The following is a 21,455-nucleotide window of genomic DNA, read 5'->3' as shown; positions in this document are numbered from 1 at the left end:
TATGGTCGAGGTCTGGATCGTCGTCCTGCGCGGCGTACAATACGCCGCCGGGGCGCTGCTGCTCGGCCTGCCCGCCTTCATGCTTTACAGCGCGCGGGCGGTCGGACCGCTAAACTTGCGTTGGCCGCGTCCGACCATAGCCTGGGCCGCAGCAGTCCTGATGGTGGCCGCGCCCGCCGCCCTGCTGGCTCAAACCGCGATGATGGCGGGCTCCCTAAGCGCAGCGCTCAAGCCGGAAGCCCTGGGCTTCATGGTCACAGGCATGGGGCTAGGCAAGGCGTTGGTCGTGCGGATGCTCGCGGCGGCTCTGGCCCTGGCGTTGGCGCTGCTGCTGCGTCCCGGTCGGCTGGCGTGGAGCGTGCTGGCGCTGCTGGGTTTCGTCGTCTCGGCCAGTTTCGCCTGGACCGGCCACGGCGCAGCGACGCAAGGGCCGGGACATCTGATCCACCTGGCCTCGGACATCACCCATGCCGTAGCGGCCTCCATCTGGGTCGGCGCACTGGCGGCCTTCGTCGTCCTGATCGTGCGGCGACCGTCAGCCGATCCCGCCTGGGACGCCGGCGTGGCGCGCAGCCTGACCGGATTCGCCGGGGTTGGTACGGCGGCGGTCGGCGTTCTGGTCGTGACGGGGCTGATCAACAGCGCCTACCTGGTCGGCGTCTCCAAAGCGCTGAATTTGACCGCCAGCCCCTATGGCGTCCTGCTGATGATCAAGCTGGCGCTGTTCGGCCTGATGGTCTGTTTGGCGGCCGCCAACCGATTCCGTCTGGCGCCCTTGATGGCTCGTGATGCGGGCCAGGCCATGCCGCATTTGAAAAAGAGCCTGGCGATCGAGTTCGCCATGGCGCTGGCGATCCTGGCTGTCGTCGCCGTGATGGGCGTCCAGCCGCCCCCCGCTTCCCTCTAGGCGTCGAGCCTGGGTCGTGACGCGATCTTTCGCCACGCCCCCCACTTGGCGTAGGTTGCCATTATCGGAACCATGCCCGTTCGACGCGCTCCTTTCCAAGGGAAGACGCGTCGCCTCGCGTATGAAGGATCGAGCCCGCGAAAGGCGCAGAATGACAAACGACATGGAACGCATGCTGGCGACGCCGCCTTCAACCGATGAGACCTCGCGATTGGCGGGCCTGGAGAACCGGGTCTGGCGCCGGATCGAAGAGCGGCAGGAGCAGCGTCGCATGAGCCAGGTGCGCCTGGCCGTCATGGCTGTCGCCCTGCTGGTCGGCGTGACCAACGGCGGCATGCTGGGCCAGGCATTCAAGCCTGGTCGGTCGGACATCCAGGTTTTCAGCGTCTCCGCAGGTCTGTCGCCGATGACCCGTTTCGAGGTCGGCGGATGAGCGCCAATTGGAAGTCCATCGCCCTGACGGTCGTCTTGGCCGCCCTGGCCAGCGGCGGCGGCGCCTGGCTGGCGGCCGGCTGGATGATGAAGCAGCACGAGACCCCCAGCGTGCACGACATCGTGCACCAGAAGCTGGACCTGACCGCGGACCAGGACGCCCGCCTGGACCAGATCGAGGCGAGCTTCGCCGTCCAGCGCGACGCGCTGGAGGCCGATGTCCGCGCCGCCAATCGCGAACTGGCCGACTCCATCGCCGCCAGCAAGGGCGACAGCCCCGAGGTCCGCGCCGCGGTCGACCACTTCCACGACGCCATGGGCGCCTTGCAGAAGGCCACCATCGCCCATGTGTTCGAGATGCGCGCGGTGTTGACGCCGGAACAGGCCCGCATCTTCGACAAGGAAATCGCCGGCGCCCTTACGCAAGAGCCCCGGTAAGGCCGAAGTGACGGCCGGGGGGGACACAGACGAGGCGCGTGCCTCGTGCGGCGACCGCGCAGCCTTCACCGCCTTGATGGCGGCGACCAGCGGCGACCTCTATCGCTTCGTCCGCCGATATGTCGGCGACACAGACGAGGCGCACGACCTGCTGCAGGAAACCTATGTCTCGGCCTGGCTGGCCATCCGGCGCTATGACCCGACGCGGCCCTTCGAGACCTGGCTACGCTCCATCGCCATCAACAAGTGCCGCGACTGGGGCCGTAAGAGAACAGTGCGGCGCATCGTGCGCGGCGTCATGGGGCTGGACACGCCCGAAGCCATGGCCGTGGGCGAGGATGCGCCGGAAGCCGAGACCCAGTTGGACGACCGCCGTCGCATGGACGAGATGAATCGCGCCCTGGCCGCCCTGCCCGACAATCTGAAGGCGCCGCTTCTGCTGGCCTCGCTTGAGGGTCGTTCTCACGCCGAGATCGCCGAGGTACTGGGCGTCACGCCCAAGGCGGTGGAGACCCGCATCGCCCGCGCCAGGCAGAAGTTGAACCAGACCCTGGCGCGCTAAGGCGTCGGCATGCTGCGGCGCTCTGCCGCAACGGTGATGCAAGGGGCGGCCGTTTCGCCTGCGTATCCCGATCAGACCCCTCCCCGCGCGCCCTTACGGGCGAACGGCCTCTTTGAGACTTGGACTTCATGGCGACAACATCACTGGACCGTCGAACCCTGTTGCGAGGCGCCGCCCTGGGCGGCGGCATTCTGGGCCTGCAGGGCCTTCTGCCCGCCTGGGCGCAGACCGGATCGCCGGGCCTTCGGGCCGATCTGCCGACGCTGACCGGACCGAACATCGACCTGAGCGTAGGCGACGCCAGCTTCACCGTCGGTGGCCGCACCGGCCACGCCTTCATGGTCAACGGCCTGCTGCCCGCGCCCCTGCTGCGGATGCGCGAGGGTCAGAACGTGCGCCTGTCGGTGACCAACAATCTGGACGAGGACACCTCGATCCATTGGCACGGCCTGCTGCTGCCGTTCCAGATGGACGGCGTGCCCGGCGTCAGCTTCCCCGGCATCAAGCCGCGCGAGACCTTCGTCTATGAGTTCCCGATCAAGCAGTCGGGCACCTATTGGTATCACAGCCACTCGGGCCTTCAGGAGGCCATGGGCCACTACGGCCCCATCGTCATCGACCCGGCGGGGGCCGATCCGGTCGCCTATGACCGCGAACACGTCCTGGTCCTGTCGGACTGGAGTTTCCTGCATCCGCATGAAATCCTCGACAAGCTGAAGAAGAGCCCCGGCTACTTCAACATGCAGAAGACGACCCTGGCCGGTCTGTTGGACGGTTCAGACGGAATGAACGCCGCCGAGCGCCGGATGTGGGGCGGCATGCGGATGGACCCGCGCGACATCCTGGACGTCAACGGCACGACCTACACCTATCTGGTCAACGGCCATGGTCCGGAAGAGAACTGGACCGGCCTGTTCCGACCGGGCGAGCGCGTGCGTCTGCGCATCATCAACGCCTCGGCCATGTCGATCTTCAATTTCCGCATTCCTGGCCTGCCGATGACCGTAGTCCAGGCCGACGGGGAGAACGTCCGCCCGGTCGAAGTCGACGAGTTCCAGATCTCGGTCGCCGAGACCTATGACGTGATCGTCCGCCCAACCGAGGACCGCGCCTATACCATCGTCTCCGAAGCCATCGACCGCTCGGGCATGGGCCGCGCCACCCTGGCGCCGCGCCTGGGCATGACGGCGGAAGTCCCGCCGCTGCGCAAGGTGCCTAACCTGACCATGAAGGACATGGGCATGGGCGGCATGGATCACAGCGCGCACGGCGCTGCGAGCGCCGACCACGCGGCCATGGGCCATGGGGCGGCAGGCGCGGCGGCCACTGCGCCGATGGACCATTCGGGCATGAGCATGCGCGATCCGAACAACGCCCCGGCCGACATGGCCGTCAGCGTCGGCGTGGACGCCATCGCCCCGGCCCCGTCCAACCGCCTGGCCGACCGGCCGCAGGGCTTGGATGACGTCGATCATCGCGTGCTGGTCTACGCCGACCTGCGCTCGCTGACGCCGAACAAGGACACCCGCACGCCCTCGCGCACCATGGAGATCCACCTAACCGGCAATATGGAGCGGTTCATGTGGGGCTTCGACGGTCGCAAATTCTCGGAAGTGGTCGAGCCGATCCGCTTCGAGCTGAACGAGCGTGTGCGCGTGACCCTGGTCAACGACACCATGATGGCCCACCCCATCCACTTGCACGGCCACTTCTTCGAGCTGGTCAACGGCCACGACGGCAATCAGCCGCTCAAGCACACCGTCAATGTCGCCCCCGGCGGCAAGGTCACTTTCGACCTGACCGCCGACGCGCCCGGCGACTGGGCTTTCCACTGCCACCTTCTGATGCACATGCACGCGGGCATGTTCAACGTCGTCACCGTTCGCCCGCTGGCTGGAGCCGCCTCGTGAAGTCTCTTTCCCTCTCCCTGGCCCTCGCGCCCCTGATGCTGGCTGCGGGCGGTCCCGCCCTGGCCCAGAGCCACGCCGGTCATGCGGGTCACGCTCCCTCAGCGGCTCCTGCGCCCGCCGCACAGGCGACGCCCTCGCCCGCCAAGCCCGCGCACGACTGCCCCATGCATGGAGCCGTCTCCGGCGCTCAGTCTGACCCGCACGCTGGTCATGACATGAGCGGTCACGCCGGGCCCGGCGCGGCTCCGGCTGATGCCCATGCCGGCCACAACATGGCTCCGGCCCAGGCGGCCCCGGCGAATCCCCACGCGGGTCACGACATGGCTCCGGCCCACGCCGCCCAAGCTGACCCGAACGCAGATCACAACACAGCGCCGGCCGATCCGCATGCCGGTCACGATATGAGCGGCCACACGGGGCACGGCGCTCCCGCAGCTGATCCCCATGCGGGCCACGCCATGGCTCCAGCCCAGGCGACCCCGGCCGATCCGCACGCAGGTCACGACATGAGCGGCCATGCAGGTCATGGCGCCGCCCAGGCCGATCCCCACGCCGGTCATGACATGAGCGCTGCGCGCGGCGGGCCGAACATCCCGACCAGCGTGGACGCCGTCGGCGGCCGCATGGTCGAGACCTCGCCCCCGGCCGCCGCTCGCTCGGCTCCGGCCCATGCCGCCGACCTGCTGTTCGACCCGGCGGTCATGGCCGCTTCGCGCAAGCAACTTCTGGTCGAGAACGGCGACATCCGCACGACGGCCGTGCTGATCGACTCCATCGAGGCCAGTTTCGGCGACGGCGCTGACGGCTACAGCTGGGGCGCCCAGGGCTGGACCGGCGGCGACATCAACCGCTTCTGGTGGAAGACCGAGGGCGAAGGCGAGATCGACGGCAAGCTTCACGAGGCCGAGGTTCAGGCTCTCTACAGCCGCGCCATCGCGCCCTTCTGGGACGTGCAGGCGGGCGTGCGCCAGGACTTCCGTCCGGACGGCGACGACACCACCCACCTGACCGTCGGCGTTCAGGGCGTGGCTCCCTACTGGTTCGAGATGAGCGCGGCCGCCTTCCTCTCGACCGAGGGCGACCTGACCGCCCGCGCCGAGGCCGAATACGATCAGCGCATCACCCAGAAGTGGATCCTGCAACCGGCGATCGAAGTGGCTCTGTCGGCCAGCGACATCCCCGAGCTCGAGATCGGCTCGGGCCTGACGTCGGTCACCGCCGGTCTTCGCCTGCGCTATGAAATCCGCAAGGAGTTCGCCCCCTACGTCGGCGTCGAGTGGACCCGTTCGCTGGGCGACACCGCCGACTACGCCAAGGCCAGAGGCCAGGATCCCGAAGACACGCGCTTCGTGGTCGGCATCAAGGCCTGGTTCTAAGATCTGAAGGGAAGATTGGTCATGCTGAAGACAATGGTTCTCACCGCTGCGCTGGCCTCGCTGGCAGGCGCGGCCGCCGCTCAAGACCCGCACGCGGGCCATGCCGGACATGGCGGCTCGCAAGCGAAGGCTTCGGGCATCGTCACCAGCCCGGCCGACGGCGCCATGACGCATGATTCGCCGGAACGATTCAGCGTGACCTTTCCCCATCCGATGGCGCTCAAGACCGTCACCCTGACGCCCCAGGGGCGAGCGCCGATCACGGTCACAGCGCCGTCGGCCCCGGCCGCTCGAACCGTCAGCGCGCCTCTGCCTCGCCTCGCCCCAGGCAACTATGCGGCGGCCTGGACAGCCGAAGGGCCGGACGGCCATCGGATGAACGGCTCGACCCGCTTCATGGTCCACTAAAAGGCTTCGACAAGGCCTCTAGGTCGTGGGGCTGACGAAGAACAAGCACCACGACCGAAGCCGACTTCAATCCGCCAACCGATAGCCGACCCCAGGCTCGGTGGCGATCATTCGGGGCTGCCCAGGGTCGATCTCAAGTTTCTGGCGCAGTTGTCCGATAACGACCCGCAGATACTGGGTGTCTTCGGCGTGAGCCTTGCCCCAGACGGCGGTCAGCAGGTCGCGGTGGCCGACGACCTTGCCGACGTTGCGCGCCAGATGGGCCAGGACATCATACTCCTTGGGCGTCAGACGAACGGCTTCGCCTGCGCGTGTGATGTTGCGGCGTTCCAGGTCGATGATCACCTCGCCCGCCGTCAGCGGCCCCGCCGCCTCGGCGCGCGGCGCCTGACGCAGATTGGCGCGCAGCCGGGCCAGAAGTTCGCCGACGCCGAAGGGCTTTTCGACATAGTCATTGGCGCCCAGATCAAGAGCCGCGATCTTCTCGGCCTCCTTGTCCCGCGCCGACAGGATGATGATGGGGCCGGCGTAGAATTCCCGGGCGCGGGCCAGCACGTCCTTGCCGTCCATATCGGGCAGACCCAGGTCCAGCACCACGGCGTCGGGACTCCATAGGGCGATGCCGCGCAGGCCCTCCTGCCCGCTGTCAGCACGGCGCGGCTCATAACCGGCAGCGTCCAGCGCCGGAGACAGGAAGCGGTGGATCTGGGACTCGTCGTCGATGACGAGAATCTGGGGACGAACGGCGGCCATGCGACAGACCTTAAAGCAGGCTCGGGTGGGTGACGACGGCCTTGGGCAAGCTGATCAGGATGCGGGTGCCTTTTCCGTCCTGGATCGGACTGGCGGCGGCGATGCGTCCGTTCATCGCTTCGACGAAGCCCCTGGCGATAGCCAGGCCTAGCCCCGCCCCTTTGGTGCGGTCCGACGGCTCCTCCATGCGGCGGAACTTGTCGAACACCCGCTCCAGTTCGGCGGTGGGGATGCCCTTGCCTTCGTCCTCGATGGAGATGACCACGGCGCCCCGATCTTCATACGCGGCCAGTTCGACCGTCGAGCCGTCAGGGCTATAGGCGATGGCGTTCTCGAGGATGTTGACCAGCGCCTGTTCCAGCAGCCCCTGATCGACCATGACCAGGCTGAGTTGGGCAGGGAAGTCGCGGGCCAGCTTACGCTCGCCCAGACGTCGCGCCACGCGCTTGCCTGCTGCGTTCAGCACGTCGCGCACGTCGACCCAGTCGGCGCGAATGTTGAGACCGCCGCCCTCCAGCCGGGTCATGTCCAGCAGGTCGCCGACGTAGCGGCTGAGACGCTCGGCCTCCTCGCGGATCGACAGCAGAAGGTCGGCGCGGACGGCGGGCTTCAGCTTGTCGCCGAGGTCGATCAGGGTGGTCGAGGCCCCCAGCACCGTCGACAGCGGCGTTCTCAGATCATGGCTGACTGAGTTCATCAGCGCGCCGCGGAAGCGGTCCGTACGGCGCAGGGTCTCGGTTTCTACCGCCTGACCGGCCAGATCGGCGCGCTCGACCGCCACAGCGCCCTGGTCCAGCAGAGCTAGGGCCAGTTTCTCCTCGTCAGAGCCCGGCGACAGGGCCGCCGCCTCAATCCCCGCCACCCCTGCGCGGTCGCGCACGCCCTGAAGCGGCCGGAAGCTCCACCGCGCTTGAGGCAGGGTGCCGGTGCCGTGGCCGGCGGGTTCGCCCTTTTCCCAGGCCCAGCGCGCGGCGGCCATGGCCTCCGCGTCCAGTTCCGGCTTGCCCGGCGCCCCAGCCGTCAGGGTCAATTCGTTCTCGACAGGCAGCAACACCACAGCCCCGGCGCCGGCGGCGGCGGCCGTCTGTTCAGCCAGGATGCGCGCCGCCTCGCCCCGGTCGCCGATGCCGGTCAGACGCTGGCTGGCGGCGAGCAGGGCGGACACCGCCGAGGCGCGGCGCTGGGCCGCCCTGGCCTGCTCGCGCACCCGGCCCGCCAAGGCGCCGGTCGTCAAGGCGACGCCCCAGAAGACGATCAGGGTCAGCACGTCCGTCGGCGACCCGATGGCGAAGCTGAACTTCGGTTGCAGGAACAGGAAGTTGTAGGTCAGGAAGGCGACAGTCGCCGCCGCCAGCGCGGGTCGCAGCCCATAGAGGGCGCCCGCAGCCAGCACCGCCGTCAGATAGATGACGCCCAGGTCCACACGTTCGAAGGTCCGGTCCAGCAAGAGAGCCAGTCCCGTCGCCGCAATGACGCAAGCTACGCCGACGGCGTAGCCGCGCCACCCTCCGGCCAGGTTCAGGCGCACGTCTTTCGGCGCTTTCGGTTCCGGCTCGACCTCGTCGGTGACGACGTGAACGGCCACGCCCCGCGCCTGACGCAGCAGTTCGGCGGCCAGAGACCGGCCCAGCCACTCCGACAGGCGGCTGTCGCGCCCCTTGGCCAGGACGATCTGGGTGACATGGTTGTTGTGAGCGTGGTCCATGATGGCGCGCACCACGTCGTCGCCGCTGAGAACCACGGTGCGCCCGCCCAGTTGCTCCGCCAGTTTCAACGCATCGGACAACTTGCCCGCCGAGCCGACGCCGTGGCGCGCGCCAGACGGCCGATCGACATGAGCCACGGTCCAGGGCGCGTCCATCATCATGTCGGACATGCGCCGCCCTGTCCGTACCAGAGGGCCGGCCATGGCGTCGCCCGCCACCAGGACCAGGATGCGCTCGCCCGCAGCCCAAGGTCCGGCCGCGCCCTGTTCGCGCAGACGGGCGGTCAGCTGATCGTCCACCGTCTGGGCTGCGCGGCGCAGCGCCAGTTCGCGCAGCGCCGTCAGATTCTCGACCTTGAAGAAGTTGTCCGAGGCCAGCCGCGCCGTCTCGGGCACATAGACCTTGCCCTCGGCCAGACGCTTGCGCAGCTCCTCGGGGGTGATGTCCACCAGCTCGATGTCGTCGGCGCGTGACAGGGCGCTGTCGGGCACGCTCTCGCGTTGGCGGACGCCCGTGATGCGCAGCACCACGTCCGACAGGCTTTCCAGATGCTGGACGTTCAATGTGGTCCAGACGTCGATCCCGGCCTCCAGGATCTCCTCCACGTCCTGCCACCGCTTCGGATGGCGCGAACCCGGCGCGTTGGAGTGGGCGTACTCGTCGACCAGCAGCAGGTCCGGGCGGCGCGCTATGGCCGCGTCGATGTCGAACTCCAGCAGGGTCCGTTCGCGATAGGCGATGGGCCTGCGGGCCATCACTTCCAGCCCGCGCAGCAGGCTCATCGTCTCCTTGCGGCCGTGGGTCTCGACCACGCCGACGACGACGTCCTCGCCCTCGGCCTTTCGTCTCCGGGCGGCGCGCAGCATCTCATAGGTCTTGCCGACGCCTGGCGACATGCCCAGAAAGACCTTCAGCCGCCCACGCTTTCGCGGGGCGGCCGGGGCCTGATCTGTAGAGAGAATCGGCGACGTCATCCGCCCGCAGTCGTCAGTAGGCCGAAGCGAGCGTCCAGCGCCTGATTGGTCAACAGCACATTGACGCGCGGTTGGCCCAGCACGCCGAACGTGCGGCCCTCGACATGCTGTCGGATCACTTCGCGCACCTGCCCCTCCCCTACGCCGCGCGCCTTGGCGATGCGAGCGGCCTGAAGCTCAGCGTAGGCCGGAGAGATATGCGGGTCGAGACCCGACGCAGAGGCCGTCACGGCGTCGGCGGGTATGGCCTTTACGCCCGCCTCGCTTTGCAAGGCGTCGGCGTCCGTCTTCACCCGCACGATCAGATCGGGGTTCAACGGGCCGAGGTTGGAGCCGGACGAGGCGGCGGCGTCATAACCGTCCCCCGCCGCCGACGGCCGGGGGTGCAGATACCCCGGCGCGGCGAACGTCTGGCCGACCAGGGCCGAGCCGACCACCTGCCCTGCTTTGTCGCGAACCAGGCTGCCGTTCGCCTGATCCGAAAAGGCCGCCTGGGCCACCCCCGTCACGGCTAGTGGATAGCCGACGCCCAGAACGCCGGTGAACAGGGCGATCATGACGATCGCCGGGCGAATATGGTTCAGCATCAGAAGTTCGCCTTCAGGCTGGCGACGACGCGGCTGTCATAGGCGGAGCCGAAGCCGTGCTCGTCGGTGTCGAAATAGCGGACGTCCAGTCCCAGCCGCTCCGTCAGTTGATAGGCCGCGCCCAGGTTCCAGGTCGTGTAGTCGAAGTCCGACGACACCCACTGGCGCCCCAACGCCGCCGAGAGCGTCCATTTGTCGGCCGGGCTGATCGCCGCATTGATCTCGGCATAGGTCGCCTCGTCCTCGGACGCGCCGAAGAAGTCCGGCGAATAGTAGATCGCAGCGCCCAGCGTCGCCGGACCGACCGCGCGCGAAGCAGCGGCCTTCAGCTCGACATAGTCATAGTCTGCGCCGTCCGGCTGGCCGGCGTAGACATAGCCGACCACGCCGAAGTCCCAGTCGAAGCCGCCGAATGCGGGCCGGACGCCTGCGTAGAGGTCGATCTCGGCGTCGGTGTCGGCGTCTCCGGCGAAGGAGACGTTCCCGGCCCAGGCCCCGGCGTAGAAGACGCCTTGCGTCACATCTACCCCGGCCGAGATCGCCGGATCGCCTTCATTCTGGCTGACGCCCCGGAAGACGTAGTCAGATCCAATGGCGGCGTTGAAGGCGACCTCGGGGCGGGCGCCCTTCGCAACGTCCTGGGCCTTGGCGTCCGTGGGCGCCGTGCACAGGCCCAGGGTGATGACGGCGATCAGGCAGGCCCCGCCCACCAGAGCGTTGTTGATGTCCGAGCCGTCGAGTTTCTTGCGTTTACGCATAGTGGTTTTCCTTGCGCCTCAGGGCGGGCTTCAGGCCAGGCCGAGGGCGGAGATGACGATGTCGATAAGCTTGATGCCGACGAAGGGGGCGATCAGACCGCCCAGGCCGTAGATCAGCAGGTTGCGGCCCAGCAGCTTGCCCGCCCCCACGGCGCGGTATTTCACCCCGCGCAGCGCCAGCGGGATCAGGGCGACGATGACCAGGGCGTTGAAGATGACCGCCGACAGGATGGCGCTTTCCGGGCTTGACAGCTTCATCACGTTCAGCGCCGCCAGCGACGGCAGGCCGACCACGAACATCGCCGGGATGATGGCGAAATACTTGGCCACGTCGTTGGCGATTGAGAAGGTCGTCAGGGCGCCACGGGTGATCAGCAGTTGCTTGCCGACCTCGACGATCTCGATGACCTTGGTCGGATCGCTGTCGAGATCGACCATGTTGCCGGCCTCGCGCGCGGCTTGAGCGCCGGTCTGCATGGCCACGCCGACGTCGGCCTGAGCCAGGGCGGGCGCGTCGTTGGCCCCATCGCCGCACATGGCGACCAGACGGCCCTTGGCCTGCTCCGCCTTGATCAGGCGCATCTTGTCCTCGGGCGTGGCCTCGGACAGGAAGTCGTCGACCCCGGCTTCGGAGGCGATGGCGGCCGCCGTCACCGGGTTGTCGCCGGTGATCATGACGGTGCGCAGGCCCATGCGGCGTAGATCGGCGAAGCGCGCCTTGACCCCCGGCTTGACCACGTCTTTCAGGTGGATGACGCCGACCAGGGCCTCGTTCTCCACCACAGCTAGAGGCGTGCCGCCCGAGCGGGCGATGCGGTCCACGGCGGCGCGGAACTCGGCGGGGGCCTCAGCCTCGGCCAGCCCCAGGGCCTTGAGCACGGCGTCCACCGCCCCCTTGCGCCACGAGCGCCCGTCCGCTTCGAGGCCCGACTGGCGGGTCACGGCAGTGAACGGAATGGTCTTGGCCCCGGCGGGCATGTCGCCCGTCACCCCGGCGTTGCGGCCCAGCTCGACGATGGAGCGGCCCTCAGGCGTCTCATCGGCCAATGAGGCCATGACCGCCGCGCGCATAGCCGCTTCGAGACGGACGCCCGGCGCGGGGATGACCTCGGTCGCCATGCGGTTGCCGAAGGTGATGGTGCCGGTCTTGTCGAGCAGCAGGGTGTCGACGTCGCCTGCCGCCTCCACCGCGCGGCCCGAGGTGGCCAGAACATTCACCTTCAGCAACCGGTCCATGCCGGCGATGCCGACGGCGGACAGCAGCCCCCCGATGGTCGTGGGGATCAGGGTGATGAACAGGGCGCCCAGAACGATGGGGTCCAGCTTGATGCCCGAATAGGCGCCCAGACCCAGCAGGGCCGCGACCGCGATCAGGAAGATCAGGCTCAGACCGGCCAGCAGGACCGACAGGGCCAGTTCGTTCGGCGTCTTGCGACGGTCCGCCCCCTCGACCATGGCGATCATGCGGTCGAGGAAGGTCGCGCCGGGGGCCGAGGTGATGCGCACCTTGATCCAGTCGGAGACGACCGTGGTACCGCCTGTGACGGCCGAGCGGTCGCCGCCGCTTTCGCGGATGACGGGCGCGCTTTCGCCGGTGATGGCGGCCTCGTTGACCGAGGCGACGCCCTCGATGATCTCGCCGTCCGAGGGGATGACGTCCCCGGCCTCGACCAGAACGATCGCGCCGATCTCCAGCTCATGCGCCGGGGTCGGGACGACCGTGCCCGTCGTGGGATCGACGATCAGCTTGGCCTTGGTGGTGACGCGGGAGGCGCGAAGGCTGTCGGCCGCCGCCTTGCCGCGCCCCTCGGCGATGCTTTCCGCTACGTTGGCGAACAGCACCGTGGCCCACAGCCACAGGGCCAGTTGGACGGCGAAGCCCGCCGCCTGCCCCGTCGCCACGGCGGCGACCGCTGAGACGGTGGCCAGGGCCGCGACGATCCAGGTGGCGAAGATCACCGGGTTGTTGAGAAGCTTGGTCGGGTTCAGCTTGACGACGGCGTCGCCGAGCGCCCGGCCGAGCATGGCCCCGTTCAGCCCGCCCGCGATGGGCGCAGCAGATCGGGAGCTCGACGGATCGAGCGTGACTTGGGTCATGACGGATATCCGATCAGAACCGGGCCGTGACCTGGAGCATGTCGAAATGCTCCACGATCGGTCCCAGGGAGAGTGCGGGGAAGAACTGCAGGCCGCCGAGGATCAGGATCACCCCGATCAACAGGCCGATGAACAGCGGGCCATGCGTGGGCAGGGTGCCGACCGACGGCGCCAGGCGGGGCTTGGCGACCAGCGCCCCAGCCACGGCCAGAACCGCGACGGCGGGCACGAACCGCCCCAGCAGCATGGCCAGACCCAGGGTGGTGTTCCACCACGGCGTATTGGCGCTCAATCCGCCGAAAGCCGAACCGTTGTTCCCCGTCGCCGAGGTATAGGCGTAGAGGATTTCGGACAGGCCATGCGGTCCCTTGTTCAAAAGGCTGGCCAACGCCTCGGGCAGGACCGCTGCGGCAGCCGAGAAGCCCAGCACCGACAAAGGCACGACCAGCACCACCAGCATGGCGAACTGGATCTCGCGCGCCTCGATCTTCTTGCCCAGGTATTCCGGCGTGCGGCCGACCATCAGGCCCGCCACGAAAACCGCCAGCATGGCCATCAGCACCATGACCGCGACGCCCGAGCCGATCCCGCCGGGCAGGATCTCGCCCAACTGCATCAGGAACATCGTCACCGCCCCGCCCAGCGGCATATAGCTGGCGTGCATGGAGTTGACCGACCCGTTCGAGGCGCCTGTCGTCTGGGCCGCCCAGGCGACAGAGGACGGCACGCCGAAACGGACCTCCTTGCCTTCCATGTTTCCGGCGGACGTATCGACGTCAGCCGCGACCAGAGCGGGCGCAGGTTGGCTTTCGATGACATAGAGGGCCGAACCCGCCGCCCCCAGCAACAGGATCGCCGCGACGACCAGGGCGCGCACCTCCTTCTTGGCCATGACGCTGCGGCCGAAGGCGAAGAAGGCCGCCCAGCCCAGGACGTTCACGCTGATCGCCGTGATCAGATTGGTCAGCGGGGTCGGGTTCTCCAGAGGGTGCGCCGAGTTGACGCCGAACACGCCGCCGCCGTTGATGCCCAACTGCTTGATGGCCAGTTGGCTGGCGGTCGGGAACAGGCTGATCGTCTGCGATCCGCCCTCCAGCGTCGTCGCCTGGGCCGAGGCCGCCAGCGACTGCACCACGCCCAGACCGGCCAGAGCCACGGCCACGATGAAGGCGATGGGCAGCAGGACATAGAGGCTGGTGCGCGTCAGGTCGGCCCAGAAGTTGCCGACGCCCTCGCCGCGACTGGCGATGAAGGCCCGCGCCAACGCCGCCGCGATGGTCGCGCCGGTGGCGGCCGAGACGAAGTTCTGCACCGTCAGCCCGACCATCTGGCTGAAGGTCGAGACGGTGGTTTCACCGCTATAGCTCTGCCAGTTGGTGTTGGTGACGAAGCTGACGGCGGTGTTGAAGGCCAGGTGCTGGCTGACGCCGTCGAACCCCTGCGGGTTCATCGGCAGGACGCCCTGCAGGCGCAACATGGCGTAAAGCAGCAGGAAGCCCGCCAGGTTGAACGCCAGCAAGGCGCCAGCATAGCCCAGCCAGCCCTGACTGCGCGTCGGATCAACCCCGGCGGCGCGATAAAACAGACCCTCTACCGGCTTCAGCACAGGGTCCAGCCAAGTACGTTCGCCGTTCCATACACGCGACATATAGACCCCGATCGGCCAGCCGAGCATGACGGCGAGGCCGAGGGTCAGGGCGATCTCCGCCCATCCTTGAATGTTCATGAGAAGGCGGCTCCGTTCAGAACCGCTCGGGCCGCAGCAGGGCTGCGACCATATAGCCGGCGATGACCAGGGCGCCGACGCCCCAAAGGACGTTCAGCCACACGGTCACAACCTCCTCAACACAATGGCGAGGGCGGCGAAGGCCACGAAGGCTCCAACGCCGATCGCCACGAAAATCACATCGGCCATGCCGATACCTCCAGCTCAGTTAGGGCCGGAAGAGACGCTTTCAGGGCGTAAGCGGGCCATTCGGAAAGCCGCTCCCCGCATAAGGCGCGCATAAAGCATCAAGGCCGAAGGGGTTTCAGAACAGGCGACTTGCCCTGATCCGCTCCATCATCGGCGGCCGCGACTAGGCTCAGGACCCATTGAATTGCGGCGTGCGATCTGATTCAGGCTCCTGAGGAGTCTGGATTATGAGCGATCTTTATTGGCTGACGGACGAGCAGATGGCTCGGCTGGAGCCCTATTTCCCTAAGAGCCACGGCAAACCTCGGGTGGATGATAGACGGGTGTTGAGCGGGATCATCTTCGTCAACCGCAACGGCCTGCGCTGGCGCGATGCGCCGCCAGCCTACGGGCCTCACAAGACGCTCTACAATCGCTGGAAGCGGTGGAGCGAGGCTGGCGTCTTCGTTCGGATGATGGAGGGCCTGTCTGGCGCACAGGCCGAGCGCCGGACCGTCATGATCGATGCCACCTATCTAAAGGCGCACCGTACGGCTTCGAGCCTGCGGGTAAAAAAGGGGGCCTCGGGCGACTGATCGGACGGACCAAAGGCGGGATGAATACCAAGCTGCACGCCGTCACCGATGCGAATGGACGCCCCATTAGCCTGTTTGTGACGGCTGGTCAGGTCAGCGACTACACCGGCGCGGCGGCTCTTCTGGATAGTCTACCCCGAGCCCAGTGGCTGCTGGGCGATAGGGGCTATGACGCGGATTGGTTCAGGGACGCCTTGGAAGCCAAGGGGATCACACCTTGCATCCCCGGACGTAAAACCCGCACCGAGCCCATCCGGTATGACAAGCGCAGATACAAACGACGCAACCGCATCGAAATCATGTTCGGTCGTCTGAAAGACTGGCGACGCGTTGCCACGCGTTATGATCGGTGCCCGAACGTCTTCCTCTCCGCCATAGCCCTCGCCGCTACAGTGCTCTTTTGGCTATGAGTCCTGAGCCTAAACCCCTTGCACCACCCTCCAAAACTGTGAATATGAGGTCATCTTCAATTTTAGGGTTCAGTGATGGTTCAGGCGGTTGAACACGCTTCGGAGATGGTCTCGGAGTGGGTCGAGGTGACGCAGGCCATGATTGACGATTTCGGTCGCGCCACCCTGGACAGCGATCCCTTTCACAACGATCCCGAATGGGCCAAGAACAACACGCCTTACGGCGGCACGATCGCCTTTGGCTTCCTGACGGTGTCCCTGCTGACCCACCTCGCCGCGAAAGCGATCGAAGGCGCCGGCGGCGACTTCAAGCCTGAAGGCGGCTACTTCCTGAACTATGGATTCGATCGTATGCGTCTGGTCGCGCCGGTGCCGACGGGCAGCCGCGTGCGGGGCCGCTTCGTCAAGGGACCGGAGCATACGGATGAGGCTGGACGAGTGCGCCGCTCCATGGACGCCGTGATCGAGATCGAAGGCGGCGAGCGCCCTGCCCTGGTGGCGACCTGGCTCAGCGTCTGGGTGCCTGACAGCGTCGAAACGAGGGCCTGATGTCCAGCGTTCAGCAGCGGTTGATGCCTTCCAGCACGGCGTCGGCGGTAGGAGATTCGCCGCTGCTGACGCTGATTTCCGACTACGCCGCCTGGTATGGCGAGCAGACGCCTGATGCGCCGGCGGCGACGCTGGACGGTCAGGTTCAGACCTATGCGGAGCTGGCGCACGGCGTGGACGCCCTCGCCCGCGCCATGATCGCCGCCGGCGTCGGCAAGGGCGATCGCGTCGCCATGCTGGCCCCGCCCTCCCCTGACTTTCTGACCGTCGTCCTGGCCACGGCTGCGGTCGGGGCTATCTGGGTCGGATTGAACCCCCGCTACCGCTATGAAGAACTGGCCTATGTCGTCAGCGACTGCGCGCCGCGCCTGATCATCGGGCGTCGCCGTGTGGCTGGACGAGATTACGTCGAGGATCTGGAAGCCTTGGCGGCGGAAGTATCGGCTGATCTGGTCCTGATCGGCGAAGACGACTTGGACGCCCGCGCCCATCTGCCGTTGAGCGTCTATGTCGCCCAGGGCGAGGCCGTGTCCGACGAAGCCCTGGCGGAGCGCAAACGGTCGGTCGCGACGCGCGATCCCTGCCTGATCGTCTACACCTCAGGCAGCACGGGCAAGCCGAAGGGCGCGGTCCTGCATCATGAAGGACTGATCCTTCCCGCCCTGGAGCAGGGCGAACCCTTGCGCGGCGAACCGCTGTGCATGTTGAACTACCTGCCGATCAACCACATCGGCTGCGTCGGCGACATCGCCGCCATGGTTCTGGTCAACGGCGGCAAGCTGGCCTTTCTGGAACAGTTCGACGTCGAAACGGGGCTGAACACGATGGCGTCGGAGGGCGTCACCCTGTGGGGCACGGTTCCGTCCGTGTTCGAGATGACGGTGGCGCATTCCGCCTTCACCCAGACCAACCTGTCGGCTGTGCGGCGCGTCTTTTGGGGCGGAGCGGCCATGCCTGCGCCGACGATCAAGGCTCTGATCCCCGTCGCGACCTGCATGGGCACCAACTACGGCCTGACGGAGTCCTGCGGCCCCATCGCCGCCACCGGCGACATGATGGTTCGGGATGATGCGGACGTCGCCTTCGCCACGGCCTCGGTCGGACGGCCGACCCGTCATTATGAAGTCCGCCTGCGCGCCGAAGACGGTTCGCTGGTCGAAAACGCCGGCGTCGACGGCGAGATCGAGGCCAGGGGCGCGCCCCTGTTCCTCGGCTACTGGAACCGATCTGACGCCACGGCCGACGCCTTCACCAAGGACGGCTGGTTCCGCACCGGCGATGTCGGCGCCTGGCTAGACGACGGCCGTCTGCGCATCACCGGGCGGCTGAAGGAAATGTACAAATCCGGCGGCTACAACGTCTATCCGCGCGAGATCGAGATCGCGCTGGAAGGCCACCCCGCCATCACCGAGGCCGCTGTCGTGGGAATTCCCGATCCAGTCTGGGGCGAGGTGGGCGTCGCCTTCGTGATCGCCCGCGCCGGCGTCGACGCCGCTCAGCTTCAGGCTCATTGCCGCGAGCGACTGGCCAACTACAAGATTCCCAAGCGTTTCGTGATCGAGCCGGACCTTCCGCGTCTACCGGTCGGCAAGGTGGACAAGATGGCGCTGCGCCGTCTGGCCGTGGAGGACTAATGGACGCCGCCGTCAAGACGCCAAACGCCCTGGAGCAAGCGACGCCGCTGCGCCCTCGCCTGCTGGCCGGATATGGCCTGGCCAATATCGGCCTGGCCTGCTTCCTGATCACGCCGCAGTTGTTGCTGCTCTACTTCCTGACTGACACCCTGGCGGTGCCGGCGGCGACGGCGGGCGTGGTCCTTCTGCTGCCGAAGATCTGGGAAGTCGTGTTCGACCCTGTCGTGGGCCTGTGGTCGGATCGACTGCGCGGGCGGATGGGGCGACGCTGGCCCTTGATGGCGGCGGGCGCGGCCCTGTTTCCACTAGGTTTCGCGGCCATGTTCGCCCCGCCGACGCACCTGACCGGCTTCGGCGCCGTGATCTGGGTCATGGCGGCCTATATGGGGGCGACGACGGCCTACGCCCTGTTCTCGATCCCCTACGCCGCAATGCCGGGAGAGATTTCGCGACGTCAGCAGGACCGGACCCGCGTCGTGGCCTGGCGCGTCGGCTTCCTGGCGTTCGGCCTGATGGTCGCGGGCGGCATGTCGCCCATGTTGGTCGAAATGGCGGGCGGCGGCCGTCCCGGCTATGCGGTCATGGGTCTGTTGCTGGCGCTGATGGCGGGCGGCGCCCTGCTGGGGTCGTTGCGCGCGGTCTGGAAGCTGCAGGACCGCAGCCGCGACTTCGACGCACCGCTGAAGCCGGTCAAGGCGCTGGCGGCTGGTGTGCGCGCCACCCTGGGCAATCCGGCCTATCGCTTCCTGTGGATCGGCTACGCCTTCCAGACGGTCGCCATGGGCGCCCAGTCGGCGATGATGCCCTATGCCGTCACCTATCAGATCCAGGCGTCGTCGGGCGTGCTGGCGCAACTGTTCCTGGCCGGAGCCGTCGTTCAGGTCGCGGCCATGCCCTTGTGGGTCAAGATCGCCGACCGTTGGGGCGCGACACGCGCGGCGATCGGCGCCGCCGCAGCCTATGCCCTGGCCACTTTGGGCTATGTCTGGTGCGGACCGGGCGATGTGGCCCTCGCGACCGCCGTCGCCGCCCTGGCGGGCCTGGGTCAGGCGGGGTGTTATGTCCTGCCGTTCGCCCTGATGCCCAGCGTGGTCGCGGCCCGCGACCAGAAAGAGGCTGAAGCCAACCTCGGTCTGCTGACGGCCGTCTGGGTCTCGGGTGAAAAGCTGGGTCTGGCCCTGGGCGGCGCGGCCGCGGGGGTGCTGTTGGGCCTCGCGGGCTATGTCTCAGGGGGGCAGGCGCAGCCGGCTTCGGCTCTAGCCGCCATTCCCCTGCTGTTCGCGACAGGTCCGGCGCTCATGCTGGCGTGCAGCGCGCCGCTGCTGTTCAAGCTGGATCGCCTGCGTCGCCGTCAGGGCCAACCGCTCTAGACGGCGGGCCGCGACCGCGACAGGAAGCCGGCCAGTCTGACGGCCGCTTCCGGCAGGTCGTCGCTGGTCGGAGCGTCGCCATAGGCCAACTGGTGCCAGACCACGCTGACAGCGTCCGACAGGGTGTCGTCCGCGTCGGCTCCCATGCGCGCCAAGACCTCGATGAACGATTCATCCGGCAGAACGATCATCTTGCGAGCGATTTCGTCCGCCATGGCGACCAGCATGTACCCGGCCAGACGCACGGCGTCCGGGTCGTCCTCGGCGCGGCGACGCTGGATGCTCTCGGCCACGACCTCGGCCCAGCGGCGGTTGATCTTCTGGCTGATCTGCAGGAATTCGGGAACATAGTCGCCGACCTGGAAGACGCACTTCATGAGGCCGGGATTCGCCCGACAGACCCGGAACCACAGACGGTTAGTCGAACGGATCCGAGCGAATGGCGTATCGCCCGACGCCGGCGTCATCGCCTTGGCGACATAGTCATCGAAGAAGCGCGCCAGCGCCTCGACGGAAATCTCGGTCTTGTCCTTGAAGTAGACGTAGAAGGAGCCTTCGGCGACTTCGGCCTGGGCTGTGATGTCGCCGACGCGCATGGCGTGAAAACCACGCTCCTCCAGCACCTGGGCTGCGGCCAGCAAAAGCCGTGCGCGCGTGCGCTGGCCCTTCTGACGCGGCGGATTGTCCCGCAGCTCGGCGGCCAGATAGGAGGAATAGCTCTGCAGTTGCATCAACGCCTCGTCTGCGACGAGGTCGGATCACGCCCCAGCCCGCCGTTTCGATCAAGAACCGGCGGCGTCCGACCAGACCGAACGCCGCCAAGCGTCCCTTAGTAACGCAAACGCAGATAGACGCCAGCCGAGCGAGGCTCGCCCATCGACACCCGGTCCATGCCCAGGGCCTCAAGGTTGACGATGCCGCGCTGATAGACTTCGTCCGTCAGGTTGCGCGCCCATAGGCCGACCTCGGTCTTGCCGTCCGGCAAAGCCCAGCCCAGTTCGCCGTTTACGGTCCAATATCCGTCCTGGCTGAGCCGCTCTACATTGCCCGAGCTGAAGTAGAACTTCGAACGATACGACCCCGACAGGGTCATCAGCAAATCGCCCTTGTCCGCTAGACTGTGCTGATAGGACACAGCCCCGTTGAAGGTGAACTCCGGCGCCGTCGGCAGGCGGTTGCCAGAGAAGTCCTCGCCTACCGAGATGTAGTTCTTGTACTCGCTGTCCAGCACCGCGGCGCCCAGCGAGATATCCAGCCCCTTCATCGGCGCGACGGTCAGCTCGATTTCCGCGCCCTTGATGACGGCGTCGGAGGCGTTGTCGAGGATCGGCACGCTGGTCGGGCCGCGCACGACGTAGCTGTAAACCTGCAGATCCTGATAGTCGTAGTAGAAGGCCGCCGCGTTCAGGCGCGCGCGACGTCCGAACAGCTCGCTCTTGAAGCCGACCTCATAGGCGTTCAGTACTTCATCGTCATACGGACCCAGATCCTGCACGTCCGTAATCATGCCGCCCGCAAAGCCGCCGCTCTTATAGCCGCGGTTGTAGCTGACATAGGCGCGCGAGTTGTCGCTGATGTCATAGTTCAGCACGGCGCGGCCCGAGATGCTCTCGAACGACTTGGAGCCATGGAAGTCGACCAGGGTCACGCCCGCCTCGGTGAAGCGGCTGTGGTAGTCCATGGTCTTGTCGTCACGCGACCAACGCAGGCCCGCGACCAGCGACAGGCGCTCGGTCAGCTTGTAGTCGACCTCGCCGAAGACGGCGTAGCTCTCGGTTTTCAGGCTGTGCGGATAGGAGACGGTGCCCACGCCCATGGCGACGCCGTCCATCGGGTCCGGCAGCATCTCCAGCAGGTCCAGGCCGATCTCGAAGGCGCTGCCCGACTTCAGGCTGTCATTCATGTAGAAGACGCCCGCGACCCAGTCGAAGCGGCCGCCGCTATTGGACTGCAGACGGAACTCCTGGGTGAACTGGTCCTGATCGACGCGATAGAAGCCCTTGATCAGATTGTTCGGGCCGGAATCCGTATTCTCGTCGTCGCGGTGGCGAGCGTTGACGAAGCCAGTCACCGACACCAGCGACAGCTCGCCCA

The 21,455-nt window shown here is 67.2% G+C and carries 20 protein-coding genes; 11 read left to right on the top strand and 9 right to left on the bottom strand.

What is annotated here, in order from left to right; translation table 11 throughout:
- The first annotated feature begins 1 nt into the window (after position 1).
- From copD to FGL25_RS07190, 7 genes are all read left to right on the top strand, one after another.
- Positions 2 to 907 carry a copper homeostasis membrane protein CopD gene (gene copD / locus FGL25_RS07220; RefSeq protein ID WP_138141360.1) on the top strand — a complete coding sequence of 302 codons (906 nt, stop codon included), beginning with the start codon at positions 2 to 4 and terminating at the stop codon, positions 905 to 907.
- A 163-nt stretch (positions 908 to 1,070) separates the two neighbouring features.
- Positions 1,071 to 1,340: a hypothetical protein gene (locus tag FGL25_RS07215; protein ID WP_233126659.1), complete on the top strand. Its 270-nt coding sequence runs from the start codon at positions 1,071 to 1,073 to the stop codon at positions 1,338 to 1,340.
- Entirely contained in the window at positions 1,337 to 1,777 is a 441-nt protein-coding gene (locus FGL25_RS07210) for a Spy/CpxP family protein refolding chaperone (RefSeq protein WP_138141359.1), read from the top strand. Before FGL25_RS07215 ends, FGL25_RS07210 begins: the two co-directional genes overlap by 4 nt.
- Positions 1,778 to 1,784: 7 nt before the next feature.
- On the top strand, positions 1,785 to 2,339 hold the full coding sequence (locus FGL25_RS07205; RefSeq protein ID WP_138141358.1) for an RNA polymerase sigma factor: 555 nt from the start codon (positions 1,785 to 1,787) through the stop codon (positions 2,337 to 2,339).
- A 128-nt stretch (positions 2,340 to 2,467) separates the two neighbouring features.
- On the top strand, positions 2,468 to 4,249 hold the full coding sequence (locus FGL25_RS07200) for a copper resistance system multicopper oxidase (RefSeq protein WP_138141357.1): 1,782 nt from the start codon (positions 2,468 to 2,470) through the stop codon (positions 4,247 to 4,249).
- The gene (locus tag FGL25_RS17405) at positions 4,246 to 5,625 is read left to right on the top strand and encodes a copper resistance protein B (protein ID WP_252970070.1); all 1,380 of its coding nucleotides are present in this window, start codon (positions 4,246 to 4,248) and stop codon (positions 5,623 to 5,625) included. The genes FGL25_RS07200 and FGL25_RS17405 overlap by 4 nt, the downstream gene beginning before the upstream one ends.
- A 21-nt stretch (positions 5,626 to 5,646) precedes the next feature.
- Positions 5,647 to 6,033 (top strand): copper resistance CopC family protein, encoded by a 387-nt coding sequence (locus FGL25_RS07190; RefSeq protein WP_138141356.1) that lies wholly within the window; start codon positions 5,647 to 5,649, stop codon positions 6,031 to 6,033.
- Positions 6,034 to 6,099: 66 nt separating this feature from the next.
- Here the strand turns inward: FGL25_RS07190 and FGL25_RS07185 are convergent, their stop codons facing one another.
- The 7 genes from FGL25_RS07185 to FGL25_RS16850 are packed head-to-tail and all read right to left on the bottom strand — an operon-like array spanning position 6,100 to position 14,743.
- On the bottom strand, positions 6,100 to 6,786 hold the full coding sequence (locus tag FGL25_RS07185) for a winged helix-turn-helix domain-containing protein (RefSeq protein WP_138141355.1): 687 nt from the start codon (positions 6,784 to 6,786) through the stop codon (positions 6,100 to 6,102).
- A 10-nt stretch (positions 6,787 to 6,796) separates the two neighbouring features.
- The gene (locus FGL25_RS07180; protein ID WP_128720100.1) at positions 6,797 to 9,466 is read right to left on the bottom strand and encodes a sensor histidine kinase; all 2,670 of its coding nucleotides are present in this window, start codon (positions 9,464 to 9,466) and stop codon (positions 6,797 to 6,799) included.
- The gene (gene kdpC / locus FGL25_RS07175) at positions 9,463 to 10,053 is read right to left on the bottom strand and encodes a potassium-transporting ATPase subunit KdpC (RefSeq protein WP_138141354.1); all 591 of its coding nucleotides are present in this window, start codon (positions 10,051 to 10,053) and stop codon (positions 9,463 to 9,465) included. The genes FGL25_RS07180 and kdpC overlap by 4 nt, the downstream gene beginning before the upstream one ends.
- Positions 10,053 to 10,811 carry a TorF family putative porin gene (locus FGL25_RS07170; RefSeq protein ID WP_138141353.1) on the bottom strand — a complete coding sequence of 253 codons (759 nt, stop codon included), beginning with the start codon at positions 10,809 to 10,811 and terminating at the stop codon, positions 10,053 to 10,055. The genes kdpC and FGL25_RS07170 overlap by 1 nt, the downstream gene beginning before the upstream one ends.
- A gap of 30 nt (positions 10,812 to 10,841) precedes the next feature.
- Positions 10,842 to 12,908, bottom strand: coding sequence for a potassium-transporting ATPase subunit KdpB (gene kdpB, locus FGL25_RS07165; protein ID WP_138141352.1), 2,067 nt, complete (start codon positions 12,906 to 12,908; stop codon positions 10,842 to 10,844).
- A gap of 13 nt (positions 12,909 to 12,921) precedes the next feature.
- The gene (kdpA, locus tag FGL25_RS07160) at positions 12,922 to 14,634 is read right to left on the bottom strand and encodes a potassium-transporting ATPase subunit KdpA (protein ID WP_138141351.1); all 1,713 of its coding nucleotides are present in this window, start codon (positions 14,632 to 14,634) and stop codon (positions 12,922 to 12,924) included.
- A 16-nt stretch (positions 14,635 to 14,650) separates the two neighbouring features.
- Entirely contained in the window at positions 14,651 to 14,743 is a 93-nt protein-coding gene (locus tag FGL25_RS16850; RefSeq protein WP_157677928.1) for a potassium-transporting ATPase subunit F, read from the bottom strand.
- 307 nt (positions 14,744 to 15,050) lie between these two features.
- Here FGL25_RS16850 and FGL25_RS07150 point away from each other — a divergent pair.
- The 4 genes from FGL25_RS07150 (at position 15,051) to FGL25_RS07135 (ending at position 19,361) form a co-directional block, all read left to right on the top strand.
- Positions 15,051 to 15,808 (top strand): IS5 family transposase gene (locus FGL25_RS07150; RefSeq protein ID WP_099547418.1). Its coding sequence is split into 2 segments (ribosomal slippage): positions 15,051 to 15,372 and positions 15,372 to 15,808, totalling 759 coding nucleotides; the frame shifts between segments, so codons are not numbered across the junction.
- 75 nt (positions 15,809 to 15,883) lie between these two features.
- A complete protein-coding gene (locus FGL25_RS07145; protein WP_076222580.1) occupies positions 15,884 to 16,357 on the top strand; it encodes a MaoC/PaaZ C-terminal domain-containing protein in 474 nt (157 codons plus the stop codon).
- Positions 16,357 to 17,991, top strand: coding sequence for a class I adenylate-forming enzyme family protein (locus FGL25_RS07140; RefSeq protein WP_138141350.1), 1,635 nt, complete (start codon positions 16,357 to 16,359; stop codon positions 17,989 to 17,991). Before FGL25_RS07145 ends, FGL25_RS07140 begins: the two co-directional genes overlap by 1 nt.
- The gene (locus tag FGL25_RS07135) at positions 17,991 to 19,361 is read left to right on the top strand and encodes an MFS transporter (RefSeq protein ID WP_138141349.1); all 1,371 of its coding nucleotides are present in this window, start codon (positions 17,991 to 17,993) and stop codon (positions 19,359 to 19,361) included. The genes FGL25_RS07140 and FGL25_RS07135 overlap by 1 nt, the downstream gene beginning before the upstream one ends.
- Here FGL25_RS07135 and FGL25_RS07130 read toward each other — a convergent pair.
- Positions 19,358 to 20,092: a TetR/AcrR family transcriptional regulator gene (locus FGL25_RS07130; RefSeq protein ID WP_076222586.1), complete on the bottom strand. Its 735-nt coding sequence runs from the start codon at positions 20,090 to 20,092 to the stop codon at positions 19,358 to 19,360. The two genes, FGL25_RS07135 and FGL25_RS07130, sit on opposite strands and share 4 nt — an antisense overlap.
- A gap of 98 nt (positions 20,093 to 20,190) precedes the next feature.
- Positions 20,191 to 21,438, bottom strand: coding sequence for a TonB-dependent receptor (locus FGL25_RS07125; protein ID WP_167493314.1), 1,248 nt, complete (start codon positions 21,436 to 21,438; stop codon positions 20,191 to 20,193).
- Between the last annotated feature and the right edge of the window lie 17 nt (positions 21,439 to 21,455).

Origin of the sequence: Brevundimonas vancanneytii, from assembly GCF_901421975.1 — a bacterium.
GTDB classification, from domain to species: domain Bacteria; phylum Pseudomonadota; class Alphaproteobacteria; order Caulobacterales; family Caulobacteraceae; genus Brevundimonas; species Brevundimonas diminuta.
This window is presented reverse-complemented; position numbering and strand designations above follow the sequence as displayed.